Here is a 16,425-nt window from a genome sequence, read left to right as displayed (position 1 = left end):
AAGCATAGATCGTTTGTGCATTCTCGACCCTGACTCAACGGGATAGCGTGCAGCACAACAAAAAAAGCCTGCCGATGTTCGACAGACCTTACATTTAATCACAATACTTATTTAGCTGCGTTTTATCCAATTTCCGCTTCAATATCAAATGCGTAATACAGTGTCAAAGATAGCGGTGACATGGGGTAGAAGGCTGTCTCCCCGCATTCGTCGTGTTCTCCTCGTTCTGCAAGGCTTGTAACCGATCTTGGGAAATCATAGGCGCTAGGGTTTGTGAATTTTCTTCTTTCGAACTTCATCGACGATTGTGCCAAATTGCTCATAACCATCTCTCCCCTCAATATAAAAAAACAATTAATGTATTATTACATTACTAATTATTTATATTATATAATTTAAATCGATTATTATGCAATAACATTGTAAAATAATTTTATTTTTATACAACACTTATGATATCAGTTTCAAACCGACTGCGGCAGCGAGCACCAGGGCAATAGATACGATACGATGCCAATCCCGGGACTCCCTGAAACAACCATACCGACAAAAAAGACCTGAGGGCAGCACCAGCACCTTAGGTCTTTTGCTTTGCTATGCGATTGTGCAACGGATCAGATCGATAAACCGCCGTTCACTTCCAGAACGGTGCCATTCACGTAATCGGCCTCAGACGATGCTAAGAACAAATAAGCGTTAGCGATGTCCGAAGGCTTGCCTAATCGCCGCAAAGGCACCTTCTCCAGCATCCCTTGCAGCACCTTTTCGGGGACTGTCGCAACCATGCCTGTCTCCACGTAGCCAGGCGCTACCGCGTTCACCGTAATCCCTTTAAAACCAAGCTCTTTCGCCCACGTCTTCGTCACGCCAATGACGCCCGCTTTGGCTGCGGCATAATTGGTTTGCCCCATATTTCCCTGGACGCCTACGATGGACGAAGTATTAATGATCTTCCCGCTGCCCCGTTTTACCATATGCGGAGCCACTGTACGCGTACAATAAAATACGCCGTTCAAATTAACATTCAGGACCCGGTGCCATTGCTCCGGCGTCATTTTGGACAGCATGGCGTCTTGCGTAATGCCCGCATTATTGATCAATATGTCGATCTGGCCGAACTGTTCGATGACCTGTGCGGCCATGCGCTCGACGCTATCCAAGTCGGATACGTCCACTTGAATAAAAAGAGCTTCTCCACCGGTTTCACGGATCGTTTGAACGGTGTCCTGCCCGGCATGCTCGTTAAACTCTGCAACAACGACCTTTGCACCTTCACGTGCGAACAGCTTGCTTGCTTCCTTCCCAATTCCGCTGCCGCCGCCTGTAACAATCGCCACTTTCTCAGCTAAACGCATACTCCCGCTCATCCCTTTCAACTACTTCAAAACAAATTGTGCGATTTCTCGCGCTAGCCACTCGGCATCATCGATTTGCGGTGCATGGCCAAATCTATGCCCCTCTACTAATTTCAGTCTGTCTCCTAAATCGTGTACAAGTTCTTCTGTCATTAGACGGGTAATGACAAGGTCATCCGTTCCTTGCACACAGAGCACCGGACAGCTCACTCGGCTTAGCGCCCCGGTTCCCGGCGAGCATTCATGCGGTTCGTCGGTCATATTGAATACATTCAGCGCATGATACACATCCACTAAATTGCGCTGCAGCAGCATTTCATCCAAGTAAGCTTCGTATCGGTCGTCGGACGGCTTAGCATTAGTGAACACGGCGGCATCGAATACGGCGCGCAAGAAAGCTTTGTCTCCCCGTTCGATGGCTCCCGACATCACCTGCGTTTTTTCTTGAGCCGCTATTTCCTCCCAAGTCGTAAGACGTTGCGGCTGAGTTCCGGCCTCGCCGGACTCGGGACCATAGAACGGGTAGCCTCTTGTCGACATCGAAGCCATCAGAATGACAGATCGAACACGGTCAGGGATCATCGAAGCTAGTTGAAGCGCTGCTCCGCCGCCTGTCGACCAGCCAAGAATGGAAAATTCACTTAGTCCCACGTCGTCTGCGAACAGCAATAAATCTTCCGCGAAATCCTCGATTCGGTGTATTGGAGTCCGGTAAGAGGAAAGCCCAAACCCTCGTAAATCAACGGCAACGACCTGAAATCTAGGGTCTAAGGCTTCAAAAAGCACATCGAAGAACACAGATGACGACATATTTCCGTGTACTAGCAAGAGCGGATCTTCTCCGCCTGATCGTACCCGATAAACTAGGGTTTCCCCGTTACTAAGCTCCACGGATTTCAATTCCACATTGTTCATTGTCCATCTACCCCCATCTCAATGTAGTTGCGCCCCAAGCGTAGCCAATCCCTGCGCTTACAAGAACGACCACGGATCCTGGCTTAATTTGACCTGATTTAATAGCCAGGTCCAGCGATAAAATTTGATCGATCTGCCCCATGTGCCCATAGTCGCTCAAATAGATGGATTGATCCTCTCGGAGACCGAGCTCGCTCAACACATAATCATGGGCCGATTTTTTCATGTGCAAAATGCCGATGTAATCGATGTCTTGCTCGATATACCCGCTGCGCTCAAGTGAAGAACGAACGACAGCCAGGAAGTTGGCCATTGATTTCTGTTCCAGCCGTTCCTTCATGCCTTCCGGATCAGGTACGTCGAAGCAGCCGAATCCGAGCCGTTCCAACCCGTCATCGCTGCGTTTCGTACCTCCGCCTGGAATAACGACATCCTCCGAAAATGACCCGTCCGTCATTATTGCGCTTTCCAACAGAAGGTTCCGTTCCAGCCCCTTGCGCAGCAGGACTGCCCCACCTCCTGCCGACAGATTAAACATAAAACGCGTGCGCGGATTTTTGTAATCAATGAGATCCCCGTTGCGATAACCGCCAGCCAAGAGAACGGTTCGGATCGCCGGATCACCCAGCATCATGCTCTTCGCGACCTTAAGCGCCATAACCGTCGTGCTGCAGCGCAAAGCCGCATCAAACCCCCAGGCGTTAACTGCGCCAATCTCATGCTGCAGCTTGAGTGCTGCCGTCCATACGGGATACTCCTTATATTCCTCGCCGATGTAAATTACCAGATCAATTTCTGCTGGATCCAAGCCCGTTTTGTCCAGAGCAGCTTTTGCGGCCCGAATGCCCATCGCACAACTGTGATCCTCTTCGCCGGGAACCAGCTTCTGCGTAATCCCGAGCTTCGTGCGCACAACATGCTCTGGAATGCCGGAAGCTTCGGCAATTTCCCCAGCCGTTATGACATGCTCGGGGATGTAAATCCCCGTACCGAGAATGCCGATTTTCGAATCTGAATAGGTTATCATCCCCGCTAACCTCGCTTCAATATTTGTTCCATTAATTCACACAGCTCTTCCATCGAAGACACTGTCATTTCTTCCTGGCCCTGCACATGCGTCACCCGAATACGCCATCGTTTCGACTCCGGAAGCTCTTCCTGTCCCATCGGGCTAAAGCGCACGACAAAAGATGTCACCTGCTGGTTGTCAGCCATCCCTATTTAGCCCTCCCGTTTTTCGAAATGTTGTCACGCCGATGATCCCGCCAATGCCTGACGGTACCGACGATTCCCTTGGGGAACAGCATGACAACCAGGATATAAAGCAAACCGAAAAAGATAATCCAACGCTCAAAAATCCAATGCACTTTAGCCAAGCTGGTCAACTGCTCATGAGCGAGCTCAATAATGGCTGCGCCAAGAATACCGCCGAACAACGTGCCAACGCCTCCGATAATGGTCATCAGCAGAGCGTCGACGTTCAAGTCAAACGCCAATACGGTCGTATTGACGAATCGCAATGTCACGACATACAGGGCACCGCTGACGGATGCTGCCACACCGGCAACCACACTGGCAATGACTTTGTAATGAATGATTTCGTAACCGAGCGACTGGGTGCGCTGTTCATTTTCCCGGATCGATTGGAGCACCCTGCCTAATGGAGACTGCGTGAACCTGCGCAGCATCAGGAATACGATAATCATCACGATAAAAGAAATGTAATAAAAAGTAAGTCGATCTTTCAGGACGTCTGGTATGGAAAAAGTAAACCCATCGTTACCCCTGGTCAAAGAGCGCCATTTCTCCGCAATGACGAGGAACAAGCCTGAAAAAGCGAGCGTCAACATCGCGTAGTAATGACTTTTGAGTCTAAGCGACAGCATGCCGACAATATAGCTGAGTATTGCAGACAAGACAGCGCCAATGACAACAGCCAGCAGCAGGGACGGAATGGTCGGTCCGAGCTTTTGCATTATGATCGCCACACTGTACGCACCAATGCCGAAAAACATGACATGCCCGAAAGAAACGATTCCCGTATAACCGAGCAGCAAATCGTAACTCATTGCAAATACGGCCAGAATGAAAATGTGGGTGATGACGATCATCGTCGCACGTTCATTATGAATGAGCGGGAATACGGCAAGGAGCAGGGTGATGACGGCAAATACGAGCAAGGACCGGTTGGTCAGCAATTTTAACATTCGTTTACCCCCTTGCCCCGAATAATCCGGAAGGCTTGAGCAGCAGTACAGCCACCATAATGAGCATGTTAACGGCGAGCGACAGCTCCGGCACGTAATACGCCATGAACGCGCCCGATAGGCCGACGAGGATCGAGGCGAATAAGGTTCCGCTCATTGTGCCCATGCCGCCGATGACGACGACGATGAATGCCAAAATCGCGAACTGCATGCCCATTTCCGCATGAATGACGCCTGAATAGGGAGCAACAAACACACCGGCCATCGCAGCTAGTGCAGCTCCCAGCATAAATACGAACGTGAACACCCGCCTAATATTAACACCCATCGCCTCAACCATCTCTTTATTGATGACGCCAGCTCGCACAATCAACCCTAACCGGGTTCGGTTTAACAGCATTTGTAAACCGATGAATACGAGGAGTCCAGCCACGATCAAGAACAATCGGTATTTGATGAAAATGACCCCGCCGACTTGCCAACTGCCGTCGAGGTAGCTTGGCACCGGCACGTTAATGGGATTCGGTCCCCAAACGACCTTCAACATCTCGCTTAGAACGAGCATAACGCCAAGAGTGACCAGAATTTGCGTCACATGATTGCCGTAAACCGGCCGAACAATCCATTTTTCCATTAAAAATCCAAGGCCTGTTCCTGTCACTATCGCACCCAGTATGGCAACCAGAAAGCTCCCTGAGAACATATAAAACCAGATGCCCGAGTAAGCGCCCCATGCGAATAAACCGCCATGACTGAAATTTAATACGTCCATAAGCCCAAAGATCAGGGTCAGACCTGCCGCCAGCAAAAAAAGCAGCATGCCCGTCGCTAACCCGTTAATTGCAAGGTTCAGCAGCACATCCAAACCCGGTCTCTCCTTTCCGACACATCAAGCGATGCCCAAATATTTGCGCCTAAGCTCTGCATCGCCTTTCATTTCAGGCATGGCGCCCCCGCGCACGATGCGTCCCTCCTCGACGATATAGAAACGTTCGCCGATCGAGCTCGCCATTATATAATTCTGCTCCACGAGGACTACCGTCGTTTTCTTTTTCATCATCAGAATCGACTGCATGAGTTTCTCGACCATAATCGGTGCAAGCCCCTTGCTCGGCTCGTCGATCAAAAGCAGCCTTATGTCATTGACATAAGCTCTTGCGATGGAAAGCATTTGCTTCTGACCGCCGCTGAGAAAGCCTGCTTTTTTGTGCCAAAACGTTCGCAGATCGGGAAATAGGCTCAAAATCCATTCCTGACGCTCCATGGAAGCATCGTCACGCTTCTGCATGGCTACTTTCATATTTTCTTCAACGGTCAGATCGCCGAAAATACCTTGATCTTCAGGCACGTAGCCAATGCCTTTGCGCGATATCGCGTAGGTCGGCAAGCTGCTGATCGAATCTCCTTGGTAGTGAATCGCTCCGCTGCGGATCGGTACCATGCCCATAATCGAGCGCAGTGTGGTTGTTTTACCGGCTCCGTTCCTGCCGAAAAGAACCGTAATTTCGCCTTCGTTCACGTCAAAAGAGATGCCCTGCAAAATATGATACTGCTCGATGTAAGAATGAATGTTTTGCACACTAAGAAGCGTCATCGTAAAGCCCTCCCAAGTAGGCAGACTGCACAATTTCGCTCTGCATAATGTCCGCTACCGGACCGTCAGCCAGAAACTTGCCGTTGAATAACACCATGATGGAGTCCGACAAATCGAGCACCATGTCCATCTTATGTTCAATAAGAATGATCGTTTTGTTACCCTGCTGCTTGATTTTGTGAATGACCTCGAGAATCGCAGGCACTTCCTCCAGCGACATGCCTGCCGTCGGCTCGTCTAACAGCAGCACTTCGGATTGTAGCGCCAGAAGCATGGCGATTTCCAGCTTCCTTTTCTCCCCGTGGGCGAGATTTTTGGCTAGCGCTTCCGCTTTGCCGTTCAGGAGTACGGTTTGCAGCAACTCGTATGCGCGTTCTTCCAGGCGGTTGAACTTGCGAAAATGCGAGAACATGTTGTAGCGGATGCCTGCCTGTGCCTGCACGGCGAGTCTCACGTTCTCCAATACGGTCAAATTCGGAAATACGTTCGTCAGCTGAAAAGAACGCCCGATACCGAGCCTTGCCCGCTCAGTCGGGGATAAACGGGTAATATCCTTGCCCTTATAGTGAATCGTGCCCGCAGATGGCTTTAACTGACCGCTTAACAGGTTGAAAAAGGTCGTTTTGCCGGCACCATTGGGACCAATGATCGATTTAAAATGATGGGGCGGCATTTGAAAATGGACGTCGCTCACAGCCGTGTGCCCGCCGAACGTAATCGTAAGTCCCTTCGTTTCCAGAATCGGTACCATGGGTCGCTCCTTCCTGCACATGAAATATATGAATCGGTTTGCTCATTATTTGTTTTGGATCGGCGGCGTCGTTTCGTCAGCCGTCATCTCGCGAATGAGCACGGGCACCGGATAGTCGAAGCCGTCTTTTTTCTCCAGTCTAACGGCGTAGAGCGGCTGCAGCGCTTGATGATCTTCCTTTCGGAACGTCATCTTGCCCTTCGGCGTATCGAAGGACATTCCTTCCATCGCCGGAATGAGCTTGTCGGCCGAAGAGTCCCCGTTCGTTTTCTTGAGCGATTCGACCGCAGCGAGTGCGGCCGACATGCCGCCTGGCGTAAACAGGTCAGGAACCTCGTTGTTGAAACGCTTCTTATGCTCATCCACGAGCCATTTGTTGATGTCGTTTTGCGGCAGCGTGTGATAATAGACCGAGAAACCTTCCATCCCGATCAGGTCGTTCATCGTTTTGAGCGCAGGAATATCCGGAGCGCCGGTTGAGATTTTGATGCCTTGCTGCTGCACCTTCATATCCTGGAACTGCTTCCAAGGCGAGTTCGCTCCCGCCCAGACGACGAACAAGTAATCCGGCTTCGCGCTGACGACCTTCTGGATATTGGCGGTATAATCGGTCGCCTTCGGATCCGCGTACTGCTCGGCAACAATGGTCGCGCCGAGCTTCAATGCCGCTGTTTTGAAGGCGGCGATGCCATCGCGACCAAATGAGCTGTCAGGTGCAAACGTGGCGATTTTGACGTCTTTTTTGGCGATGGCAGCGGCGCCGGCGACCGCATCCTGCGAGGAATTGCGCGCCGTACGGAAAATGTACTTGTTCCAGTTCGCGCCTGTGATGCTGTCGGCGACCGCAGGCTCGACGATCATCACCTTTTTATACTCTTCGGCGAGGGGAAGAACGGCGAGCGTATCGCCCGAGCTTGAGGAGCCGACCAGTAAATCTACTTTATCCTTTTCCAGCAGCTTCGTTGCTTTCTGTACGGCTACATCCGGCTTCGTTTCCGTATCTTCTACGATGATCTCGATAGGGCGGCCCGCAATTTCTTTCGAGCCTTTGGTCGCATATTCGATGCCAAGCTGAAAACCTCGCTCGGTTTGTTTGCCGTAGCTTTCCAGCGCACCCGTTTTGGAAGCGAGCAATCCGATCTTGAGCGGCGTTTTATTGGAGCTGGCTGCCGGTGTTGTTGAAGCGCTTACAGTTGTGGCAGGCGCCGTGCTCGCCCGGGTCGTTGAACTTGCATTTCCGCCGCCGCCTTGGCTGCAGCCTGTCAAAGCAACCGCAGCCCCTAGCATCGATAAGGCGCCTAAGCGTGCTAATTTTCTGGCAAACATGGTTAAAGCCCCCTCAATGGATAATGGATCTTTCGTATTTTCATTGTATCCATGCGAGGTTACAAATCAGTTACATGCGTCTGCATGACGGTGTCGTACATCTGCCTCGTTCGCTCCATCGGAGCTACACCGAGCTCACGATCCAGCTCCTTGCAACAGCGGTAATACCATTTCAACGCCTGATTGCGGTTGTTTTGCTTGTAATGGCAGTACATCAGCAAACGGTACGCTTCTTCCCAGCACGCATCCGTTTGTACGATTCGCTCGCACCAGTGAATGGCCCGGTCGAACTGTCCGGATTCGACACACAGCTGGGCCATCCGTTCCAATGATCGGAGATATAAGACCTGGATGCGCTCCCGCTCTTCGATGCACCAGTCGTCATAGCGTCGATCCGGCATATAGTCTCCGTGATAGAGCTGCAATCCTTTATCAAGCAGCGCCGCAGCGCGTTCTCTATCGGATTCTTCTAAGCCGTTTTTGGCATGCGCCTCGAATTCGACAACGTCCAGAATAAGTCCGGGCGCCAAATTCAAGCCGTACGAAGTGCCGTGCCGCTGTACGAAAAACGGATTCGAGCGCGCCTGTCTGCCGGGTTCAAGAGCGGAATGCAGCGCATTCAAGGCAACTTTGAAATCCCGCACGCCCGCCTTTTCATCCAATTCAGGGTAGAGCAGCGCCATGATCTCTTCTTTCGGCACCAACTGCTTCCTTTTCACGACCAATAGTTGAAAAAGCTCCTTCGCCTTCCCGCGCTGCCAGTCTTTGTCGGTGAGTTCCTTGTCGCCAAGAAAAACCTTAAATTCGCCCAGCGTTTGAACGCGAAGCGTATAACCGGGATGATAAGCTGCCTGTTCCAGGCCTAATCCGGACAGAAGAAACGATGCGTAGTGGCTGACGGCCTGACAGTTTTGCGCCGCAATCAACATAGGGACGAGCTGCTGAATATCTTTTGGACCGAAAAGCGTCCGCTTTTGAACCAGGTATTCATAATCGCCGCTTTGCATTTGAGAAAGAAATCGCTCTAAATGTTCATGGAATTCCCGCTCGCGCCCGCTATGATAGGCGATCCAAGTACGCCATAGCAGCGCAACCGTTAGTCCGTAACTATCCCCGCAATCACCAAAAAGAAGCTCCGCCTCGGCCATTAAATCATCAGATTCGGAAAGCTTGCCATGATAGATGTAGGCGACCGCGATGCTGAGCCGGATCCATGCGGAGAGCCAGCTATCGTTGACCTGCTCGGTTTCCAGCAGTGCCAGTCTGCCGTATTGCAGCGCCGACTCGAAGGTGCCGGCCCGACCGTGAAGCAGACAAAGGCCCATCAGCGGTTCGGCTTTGCCTCGCGACACTTCGAGGCCTTCCATCATCTCCTGCGCGGTGCGGTAGCAGTTCAGCACCACATCGAACTGCACGCTTGGCATTAGCTGTGCGGCATGCCCCATGCGCATCCAGCCGCACGCTTCGGCGAACGGGGATTCGGTGCGAATCCCTTGCAGCATGCCTTCTTGTGCGGCGGCTTTTGCTTTCTCGGGGTTGCCGAGCATCGACTCCATCAGTGAGGCTAAAATGTTCAATTCGCGGTGCGAGCGGGAGAGCACGATGCCGCCCTTCACGGTTTCCTCCAGCTTCAATTTTTCTAGCAAACGCAGCGCCTTTGCCAGTTTGCCGCTCCGCAGATTCATGCGGATCTCCAGCACATCGTCCTTGAAAACAGGATCCAGCTCCCGGCAGCGGGAGACCCACTTCCGGGCTTCGACGGCCCGTCCGGAGTTGACCAGATTTTCCGCGAGCAAGCTGTAGAGACGCAGTCTGTCATGAGTACTTCGAGATGAGTCTTCGAGGCTTTCAATTAGGTTCAGTGATTCTTTGAGCAAAGCATCCGCTTTCCTTGGTTGAATGGTATCCAGATACACGCGTGCTTGCCCTTCCAGCGCAGCGGCTCTGATCAAACCATCTCCGGTCTCATCCATCCGATATCCGGCTATTTCCTTGGCCTGCTTGTAACATGCTTGGGCTTTATCGTATAAACAGCGGTAGCGGTACGCCTCCCCCTGATAAACCCATAACCACGGATAGCGGTCCAGCAGCGGTTCCGGCAGAGTACGGGTTAGCTCCAGCAGCTTACCTAGGCGGCCGGTTTTCACGAGCGTCTTCCCGTAATCGTGCAAAACCGCAGCTATCCCCTGCTGGTCGCTAATGGTTCGATAATGATACAGCGCCGCCTCCGGCTGCTGATGATCCATAAAATATTGCGCTGCGAGTTTATGCAGGGAACGGAAGCGATTGTCTTCGCTTTTCAAGCGCTGCACCAGAAACTCGCGAAACATCGCATGATAACGGTATTGCTGCTCTCCGGTCTGGAACAAAAACAAACGCAAGCCGCATATGCGATCCAACATCATGTGGGAATCGTTCCAACCGTAAAGCTTATCGCACAGCGATGTATGGAAATCATCGAAAATGCAGGTCATGAGCAGTGCCTCACGAATCTCTTCGGTCTGTTTGCTGAACACTTCCATGGCCAGATAACGGAATAAATCATCCATCGACCTGCCGTCGTGATCGAGAATTTGCGCCAGTTTCCGGCCGGTTGTCAGCTGCTGCCAAATCATTTGGACGGCCATGACCCAACCTTCCGTCTTGCGGAAAATCTCCTTAACATCCGCTTCACCAAGCGGAAGCTCATAATAATCGGCGAATAAGACGTCAATTTCCTCTGCTGTGAACGCGAGATCCGACTCGCCCAGTTCGAGCAGCTCGGCTTTGACCTTCATGGAAGTGAGCGAATCCCAACGAGGTTTCGTTCTCCCTGAAATGACGAGATGAACCTGTGGAGGAAGATGACGAACCATATACTCCAAGCTTTTGCTCACGGGATCGCAATGCTCTACGAGATGGAAATCATCGATGACCACGATGACCTCGTCGCTGAGCTGCGTCAATTCATTCATGAGCGTATCGCTGAGCACATACAGATCCTGTTCATCCGAACCGTAGGCTCCCTCCAAGAGGGACACCATTAATTGCTCGCCAAACCCGGGATACTGAGTCCGTATCGCATGAACCAAATATTGATAAAAAGGAACCAGATCGTCCTCGCGCTCTCCGCAACTGTACCAGCACACCGCAATCCGCTCCATGCGGAAAAAAGAGGACAAAGCGGTGCTTTTTCCATAACCCGGTCCGCTTTGCACAATCGTAAGCGGGTATTCGAATACCTGCTTAAGCCTTTTGTTCAGGGATTGCCGCTGCAGCGTATTCTTTTTCAGCTGAGGCGGCGTAATCTTGGTAACCAAGATCGACTTGGCTGATCTCATGTTCTTCTCCTTGAAAGCGCTTTTTCACTTATTTTACCATAGGCCGCTGAACGCGGATACGAGGCCGTTCTTATCGATCTTCCCGACTGGCGTCTTTGGCAGCGTCTCGACAAACAGGATTTTTTTCGGCACCTTATATTTGCCGATCCGGGAGGCGCAGTAAGCTTGTAGCTCTTCGCTAGTAGCATGACTGCCATCCCGCAATGCGATGACGGCGGTGACCAGCTCGCCCCATTTGGCATGGGGCAGCCCGATCACAGCTGCCTCCGCCACAGCCGGATGTTGCTGCAAGAGATGCTCCACCTCAAGTGGGTACACGTTTTCGCCGCCGGTAATGATCATCTCTTTCTTGCGGCCGACGATGTAGTAGAAGCCTTCATCATCATAGCGTCCCAGATCGCCCGTACAGAACCAGCCTTCTCTGCATGCTTCAGCCGTAGCTTTCGGGTTATTCCAATAAGCTTCGAACAGGTGCTGTCCGCTTATTTGGATTTCACCCACTTCGCCGGCAGCGGCCTGTGTGCCATTCTCACGCATAATGCGGATTCGATTGCAGATCATCGGTCGTCCGACCGATCCGCGTTTTCGCAATGCATCAGCCGGATCAATATAGAAATTGTTAGGCCCGGCTTCCGTCATCCCATATCCTTCCTTGAACGGCAAACCTTTAGCGGCAAAAGCGTCATATATGGTCAGAGGACACGGCGCCCCGCCGGAAATAAAGGCACGCATGTGACGAAAAGAAGCCTCACGGTAGGACTGTGTTTGCACGAGCAGATGATACATCGTAGGCACCATCAGCACGACGGAGCACTGCATCAGCTCCAGAAGCATGACTGCACGTTCCGGCTTGAACTCCCGCTCCACAACAACCGTACCGCCGGCTAACAAAACGGGCAGTGAAAGTGCATTGATACCGCCGGTATGAAACATCGGCAGATAGGTGACAGTGACGTCCCGGTCCGTCAATCCCCAGCTTATGACGGTATTCGAGGCGTTTGCATATACCGATAGATGGGATAAAACAACACCCTTCGGCTTCCCTGTTGTCCCGCCCGTATAAATCATCAGCAGCGGATCTTTTGCTTCCGGCGCTTGGACGGTTTGCTCACCAGTCCCAACCGATCCTTCTGTACCAGCGTTAGCATATGAATCGCTCTGCAAGCTTATGCGCCGACCGGGATCAACCGACTGTGCAAGCGCCTCCAATTCTTCGTGATAGAAAAGCAATCTATAGGCGCAATCGTCTAAAATATAGCCAAGCTCCACGCCGGACAGCCGCCAATTCAGGGGAACCAGAACGGCCCCCATACGGGCGCAAGCGAATAGCAGTTCAAAATAACAAAGACCGTTAGGCGCAAGCAGCGCAACGCGATCACCTTTGGAAATACCCCATTGACGTAAAGCCGCAGCCAAATGCTCGGTCCGCTCCTGCAGCTGGCGATAACTCCAGCTCAACCCTGAATACCCATCAACCACAGCCGTCTTGTCCGGTGTCATGCGGCTTCTCCACTCAAACCATTCGGTCTCCCAACTATTCACGCTTGTTCCCTCCATGTATCGCCACGGCTGTTTCTTTTTGTTATACACGACAAGTTTCTATAACTTATTTGTACAACTGAACGGTTACAAATCAGTTACACATCATTGTATACATCACTCCCGGATTACAAAATCTCCTTTACATGGAAGACTTCGTCTGCTAAAATTGCTACGAATTAATTGTCAACTTATTAATTGTATTTAAGGTTAACAATATCATTAGAGGATGGTGATCATTTGTTGAATTCAACTAATATCTATACAGATTGGCAGTACCTTTCCCAAAAAGCACTCAACGAACAATTTTTAACATTAGAAGAAGGGCTCGCTATTCTCGAAGCCGATAACGATGAGGTATTGCCGCTCTTGCACGCCGCTTATAAGGTGCGGAACCATTACTTCGGCAAGAAAGTAAAACTAAATATGATAATCAACGCTAAAAGCGGCTTATGTCCCGAGGATTGCGGCTACTGCTCACAATCCATCGTTTCAACATCGCCGATCGAGAAATATACCATGCTGGATAAAGAAACACTGCTTGCCGGAGCTCGGGAGGCCATGGCCCGCAAAGCGGGTACGTATTGCATCGTTGCAGCAGGAAAAGGCCCGACGAATCAGGAGCTGGATCAAGTCGTCGAAGCCGTCAAAGAAATCCGCGAAACGATGCCGCTGAAGATTTGCGCATGCCTTGGCATACTAAAAGATGACCAAGCCAAACGGTTAGCGGAAGCGGGCGTACACCGGTATAATCATAATTTGAACACAAGCAAAGCCAACTACCCTGCCATCACGACAACGCATTCGTACGACCAACGGGTTGAAACGGTGGAAAAAGTAAAAAAGCAAGGCATGTCCCCTTGCTCTGGTGTCATTATCGGTATGGGCGAGACAAATCAAGAAATTATCGAAATGGCTTTTGCGCTTCGGGAACTTGACGCCGATTCCATTCCGATCAATTTTTTGAACGCAATTCCGGGAACTCCGCTCGAAAAATCGGGACGTATACCGGCCATGAAGGCGCTGAAAGTATTGGCCTTATTCCGGTTCATCTGTCCATCTAAAGAGATCCGCGTAGCAGGAGGGCGCGAGGTCAATCTGCGCACGCTGCAGCCTCTGTCTTTGTACGCAGCGAATTCCCTCTTTGTCGGCGACTATTTGACGACGGAAGGTCAAGATGTCTCTGCCGATCATCGGATCATTGAAGATCTGGGCTTTGAAATCGAATTATGTGCACTTTAGAATAAACCGCTCTACAAGCGTAAGCTTCTCTTCCGAAAGCGGTCCCGAATTATCGAAATATAGGATGGATGCTTCCGGAACATTCCATTTAATTTCCCGGCGAGTCAAAGACCGACTAAAGCTGCTCCAGTTGTCCAGCTTCCAAATATCCAGGACAGAGCCCCTCGATTGAATGCGCTGCTTGTATGCTTCATCGTCAGGGAGGAAGACATACACAGCTTTGGCATCGACATCGCCATTCGAAACACCAATTCGAGCCAGTTCCTTCTCAAGCCATAAAGGGTCCTCCGTCTCCCTGGTAAATGGACCGACGACGAATGCATCGATGCCAAGCTCCACGTTCTCCATGGCAGCGTCCATCGTGATCCGGTACCCTAAATCGCGGCAGCGCTTTTTGTATACATCCGAATCCCTATCGTTCGGATCATGCCCTGAGAGCGTCATAATCGATTCCGCGGCCGGTCTGAGTAATGTATCCATGTCGAAAAAAGCCGCACGGTGCTTTCTCGCTAAGGCTTTGGCGAGCGTAGTCTTGCCTGCTCCGGCCGGGCCTAAGAAAAAAACGAGCTTGCTCATACCTTGCCTCCCCATGTTTCGTGAAAAACCAGATCATCGAGGCTTCTTCTTTTTTCCCAGTTCGCTGTTTCTAAGATAGGCTTAGAAGGATAATGATCGGTATAGCCAATAGACAGCAAAGCGACCGGATCGATATGCGGAGGAATGCCTAATATATTGCGAATATCCGCTTTTTTATAAAAGCTGACCCAACCAAGCGCTAACCCTTCTGCACAAGCGGCGAGCCACATATTTTGAATCGCGCACGCCGTTGACAGCACATCCGTTTCGGGTATGGAATTCCGCCCGAGTACATGGGATCCCCCGCGAGTCGGATCGCACGTGACGCAAATCGTTAAAGGCGCTTGTTTGATTCCTTCGATCTTGAGCCCTAGAAATTGGTCTTGTCGATCATCCTCGTAATGAATGGCGAGTGCTCGTCTTTCTTTGTCCGCCGCCCAGGCCAGCCTTTCCTTGATTGTATCTTTCGTCACCAATATAAAACTCCAGGGCTGCATATATCCCACCGATGGACCGTGATGTGCGGCTTCCAGTAAATGCTTGACGATTTCCTCCGGAATCGGGGTCGTCAAAAAGGTTCTGATATCTCTTCTTGCATGAATGATCCTGTACAGAGCATCCTTATCTTGTTCGCTGAACATGTACATCCCTCCATGGAAATTTAAAGAAGCACTTATAGCCAAATATGTTATGTAAATCGCAGATCGAGTATGGCCCTGCGCGAGAATCGTTTGGTACACTGGACATAGCATGCAAAGGAGTGATACGATGCCTTATTTATCTTTAACCTCATGGAGTTTGCATCGAAATCTAGGCCCATTACGTTGGACCCGGTGGGACGATCATAGCAAAATTACTTATACAGACGCGCAAGAGCAACCTGAAACCTTATCCTTACTCGAGTTACCTGCTGTGCTGATGCAAAAAGGATTCGCTGCGGCGGAAATCTGTCATTTTCATTTTCCCGATACCGGAGAAACCTACCTGCTGTCGCTTCGAAGCGCTTTCAAAGAAGCGGGCATCCGCTTCTATACGCTGCTGCTTGAATATGGAGATATCTCAACCGCCGATGAAATACGCAGAAGCTCGGATATCGACTGGATTCGTCACTGGATTCAAATCGCTGCGGCAGCAGGCGCTGAACGGGTGCGAATTATCGCCGGAGACGCAGATCCTAAAGATCAAGGAGGTTTGAAACGATCGGCAACAGCATTGGTCGAATTGTGCGAATATGCCGCCGCTCGAGGAGTCAGGGTCGTCACGGAAAACTTTCATGCGCTTACCTCCGTATCGGACAACTGCCTTGCACTGCTCGACGCTTGCGGAGAAAGTCTGGGACTAACCTCCGACTTCGGGAATTTCAAAGGGCCGGAGAAATACGATATGCTAGCCCAAACAATCCCACACAGCGAATCGATACACGCTAAATCACAGACGGATGAAGAAGGAATACCCGATGCTGCTGAGTTTGAGCGCTGTATGCAAATTGTGAAGCGCACGGGCTACGAAGGGCCAATCACCGTCGTCTACGACGGACCCGGTGATATGTGGGAGGGCATACAGCGCGTACGCTCGCTTATTACGCCTTATTTGGCTTAAC

Annotated in this window: 16 protein-coding genes; 2 read left to right on the top strand and 14 right to left on the bottom strand. The window is 51.0% G+C overall.

Translation table 11 applies throughout. The features are described from left to right. Nucleotides 1-122: 122 nt before the first annotated feature. The 12 genes from ICC18_RS02460 to ICC18_RS02405 all read right to left on the bottom strand — a co-directional run bounded on the left by ICC18_RS02460 (nucleotide 123) and on the right by ICC18_RS02405 (nucleotide 13,010). Complete coding sequence (locus ICC18_RS02460) at nucleotides 123-323, bottom strand: hypothetical protein (protein WP_188172783.1); 201 nt, start codon at nucleotides 321-323, stop codon at nucleotides 123-125. 291 nt (nucleotides 324-614) lie between these two features. Next, nucleotides 615-1,355: a 3-oxoacyl-ACP reductase FabG gene (gene fabG / locus ICC18_RS02455; protein ID WP_188172782.1), complete on the bottom strand. Its 741-nt coding sequence runs from the start codon at nucleotides 1,353-1,355 to the stop codon at nucleotides 615-617. 21 nt (nucleotides 1,356-1,376) lie between these two features. Further along, nucleotides 1,377-2,270, bottom strand: a complete 894-nt coding sequence (gene phaZ, locus ICC18_RS02450) for an intracellular short-chain-length polyhydroxyalkanoate depolymerase (protein ID WP_188172781.1) — start codon at nucleotides 2,268-2,270, stop codon at nucleotides 1,377-1,379. Between the two features lie 7 nt (nucleotides 2,271-2,277). Beyond that, nucleotides 2,278-3,297: a 3-oxoacyl-ACP synthase gene (locus ICC18_RS02445; RefSeq protein WP_188172780.1), complete on the bottom strand. Its 1,020-nt coding sequence runs from the start codon at nucleotides 3,295-3,297 to the stop codon at nucleotides 2,278-2,280. A 5-nt stretch (nucleotides 3,298-3,302) separates the two neighbouring features. After that, nucleotides 3,303-3,485: a hypothetical protein gene (locus ICC18_RS02440; RefSeq protein ID WP_188172779.1), complete on the bottom strand. Its 183-nt coding sequence runs from the start codon at nucleotides 3,483-3,485 to the stop codon at nucleotides 3,303-3,305. A gap of 2 nt (nucleotides 3,486-3,487) precedes the next feature. Continuing rightward, the gene (locus ICC18_RS02435; RefSeq protein ID WP_188172778.1) at nucleotides 3,488-4,477 is read right to left on the bottom strand and encodes a branched-chain amino acid ABC transporter permease; all 990 of its coding nucleotides are present in this window, start codon (nucleotides 4,475-4,477) and stop codon (nucleotides 3,488-3,490) included. Nucleotides 4,478-4,481: 4 nt separating this feature from the next. Beyond that, nucleotides 4,482-5,342, bottom strand: coding sequence for a branched-chain amino acid ABC transporter permease (locus tag ICC18_RS02430; protein ID WP_188172777.1), 861 nt, complete (start codon nucleotides 5,340-5,342; stop codon nucleotides 4,482-4,484). A 24-nt stretch (nucleotides 5,343-5,366) separates the two neighbouring features. Then, nucleotides 5,367-6,071: an ABC transporter ATP-binding protein gene (locus tag ICC18_RS02425; protein ID WP_188172776.1), complete on the bottom strand. Its 705-nt coding sequence runs from the start codon at nucleotides 6,069-6,071 to the stop codon at nucleotides 5,367-5,369. Then, nucleotides 6,058-6,822 carry an ABC transporter ATP-binding protein gene (locus ICC18_RS02420; RefSeq protein ID WP_188172775.1) on the bottom strand — a complete coding sequence of 255 codons (765 nt, stop codon included), beginning with the start codon at nucleotides 6,820-6,822 and terminating at the stop codon, nucleotides 6,058-6,060. The genes ICC18_RS02425 and ICC18_RS02420 overlap by 14 nt, the downstream gene beginning before the upstream one ends. A gap of 45 nt (nucleotides 6,823-6,867) precedes the next feature. Next, entirely contained in the window at nucleotides 6,868-8,148 is a 1,281-nt protein-coding gene (locus ICC18_RS02415) for a substrate-binding domain-containing protein (protein ID WP_223192259.1), read from the bottom strand. 59 nt (nucleotides 8,149-8,207) lie between these two features. Next, on the bottom strand, nucleotides 8,208-11,468 hold the full coding sequence (locus ICC18_RS02410; RefSeq protein WP_188172774.1) for an AfsR/SARP family transcriptional regulator: 3,261 nt from the start codon (nucleotides 11,466-11,468) through the stop codon (nucleotides 8,208-8,210). Between the two features lie 33 nt (nucleotides 11,469-11,501). Further along, complete coding sequence (locus ICC18_RS02405; RefSeq protein WP_312029470.1) at nucleotides 11,502-13,010, bottom strand: acyl-CoA synthetase; 1,509 nt, start codon at nucleotides 13,008-13,010, stop codon at nucleotides 11,502-11,504. A gap of 255 nt (nucleotides 13,011-13,265) precedes the next feature. On the opposite strand from ICC18_RS02405, the gene bioB reads away from it, so the two are divergent. Beyond that, entirely contained in the window at nucleotides 13,266-14,249 is a 984-nt protein-coding gene (gene bioB / locus ICC18_RS02400) for a biotin synthase BioB (protein ID WP_376745606.1), read from the top strand. Here the strand turns inward: bioB and ICC18_RS02395 are convergent. Together ICC18_RS02395 and bluB are read right to left on the bottom strand one after the other, a co-directional pair. Then, a complete protein-coding gene (locus ICC18_RS02395; RefSeq protein ID WP_188172771.1) occupies nucleotides 14,235-14,825 on the bottom strand; it encodes a P-loop nucleotide/nucleoside kinase family protein in 591 nt (196 codons plus the stop codon). The two genes, bioB and ICC18_RS02395, sit on opposite strands and share 15 nt — an antisense overlap. Further along, on the bottom strand, nucleotides 14,822-15,466 hold the full coding sequence (bluB, locus tag ICC18_RS02390) for a 5,6-dimethylbenzimidazole synthase (protein WP_188172770.1): 645 nt from the start codon (nucleotides 15,464-15,466) through the stop codon (nucleotides 14,822-14,824). The genes ICC18_RS02395 and bluB overlap by 4 nt, the downstream gene beginning before the upstream one ends. Before the next feature lie 127 nt (nucleotides 15,467-15,593). Between bluB and ICC18_RS02385 the strand changes: the two genes are divergently transcribed. Then, the gene (locus tag ICC18_RS02385) at nucleotides 15,594-16,424 is read left to right on the top strand and encodes a sugar phosphate isomerase/epimerase family protein (protein WP_188172769.1); all 831 of its coding nucleotides are present in this window, start codon (nucleotides 15,594-15,596) and stop codon (nucleotides 16,422-16,424) included. Nucleotide 16,425 lies beyond the last annotated feature (1 nt).

The sequence above is a fragment of the Paenibacillus sedimenti genome, from assembly GCF_014534655.1.
GTDB lineage: Bacteria > Bacillota > Bacilli > Paenibacillales > NBRC-103111 > Paenibacillus_E > Paenibacillus_E sedimenti.
Note: the sequence above shows the minus strand (reverse complement) of the source record. Positions and strands in the feature narration are given on the sequence as shown.

Excerpts from the sequence above, each read along its gene's own strand:
- ICC18_RS02460 (WP_188172783.1), bottom strand. The coding sequence starts at position 323 with ATGAGCAATTTGGCACAATCGTCGATGAAGTTCGAAAGAAGAAAATTC.
- fabG (WP_188172782.1), bottom strand. The coding sequence starts at position 1,355 with ATGCGTTTAGCTGAGAAAGTGGCGATTGTTACAGGCGGCGGCAGCGGA.
- phaZ (WP_188172781.1), bottom strand. The coding sequence starts at position 2,270 with ATGAACAATGTGGAATTGAAATCCGTGGAGCTTAGTAACGGGGAAACC.
- ICC18_RS02445 (WP_188172780.1), bottom strand. The coding sequence starts at position 3,297 with ATGATAACCTATTCAGATTCGAAAATCGGCATTCTCGGTACGGGGATT.
- ICC18_RS02440 (WP_188172779.1), bottom strand. The coding sequence starts at position 3,485 with ATGGCTGACAACCAGCAGGTGACATCTTTTGTCGTGCGCTTTAGCCCG.
- ICC18_RS02435 (WP_188172778.1), bottom strand. The coding sequence starts at position 4,477 with ATGTTAAAATTGCTGACCAACCGGTCCTTGCTCGTATTTGCCGTCATC.
- ICC18_RS02425 (WP_188172776.1), bottom strand. The coding sequence starts at position 6,071 with ATGACGCTTCTTAGTGTGCAAAACATTCATTCTTACATCGAGCAGTAT.
- ICC18_RS02420 (WP_188172775.1), bottom strand. The coding sequence starts at position 6,822 with ATGGTACCGATTCTGGAAACGAAGGGACTTACGATTACGTTCGGCGGG.
- ICC18_RS02415 (WP_223192259.1), bottom strand. The coding sequence starts at position 8,148 with ATGTTTGCCAGAAAATTAGCACGCTTAGGCGCCTTATCGATGCTAGGG.
- ICC18_RS02410 (WP_188172774.1), bottom strand. The coding sequence starts at position 11,468 with ATGAGATCAGCCAAGTCGATCTTGGTTACCAAGATTACGCCGCCTCAG.
- ICC18_RS02395 (WP_188172771.1), bottom strand. The coding sequence starts at position 14,825 with ATGAGCAAGCTCGTTTTTTTCTTAGGCCCGGCCGGAGCAGGCAAGACT.
- bluB (WP_188172770.1), bottom strand. The coding sequence starts at position 15,466 with ATGTTCAGCGAACAAGATAAGGATGCTCTGTACAGGATCATTCATGCA.
- ICC18_RS02385 (WP_188172769.1), top strand. The coding sequence starts at position 15,594 with ATGCCTTATTTATCTTTAACCTCATGGAGTTTGCATCGAAATCTAGGC.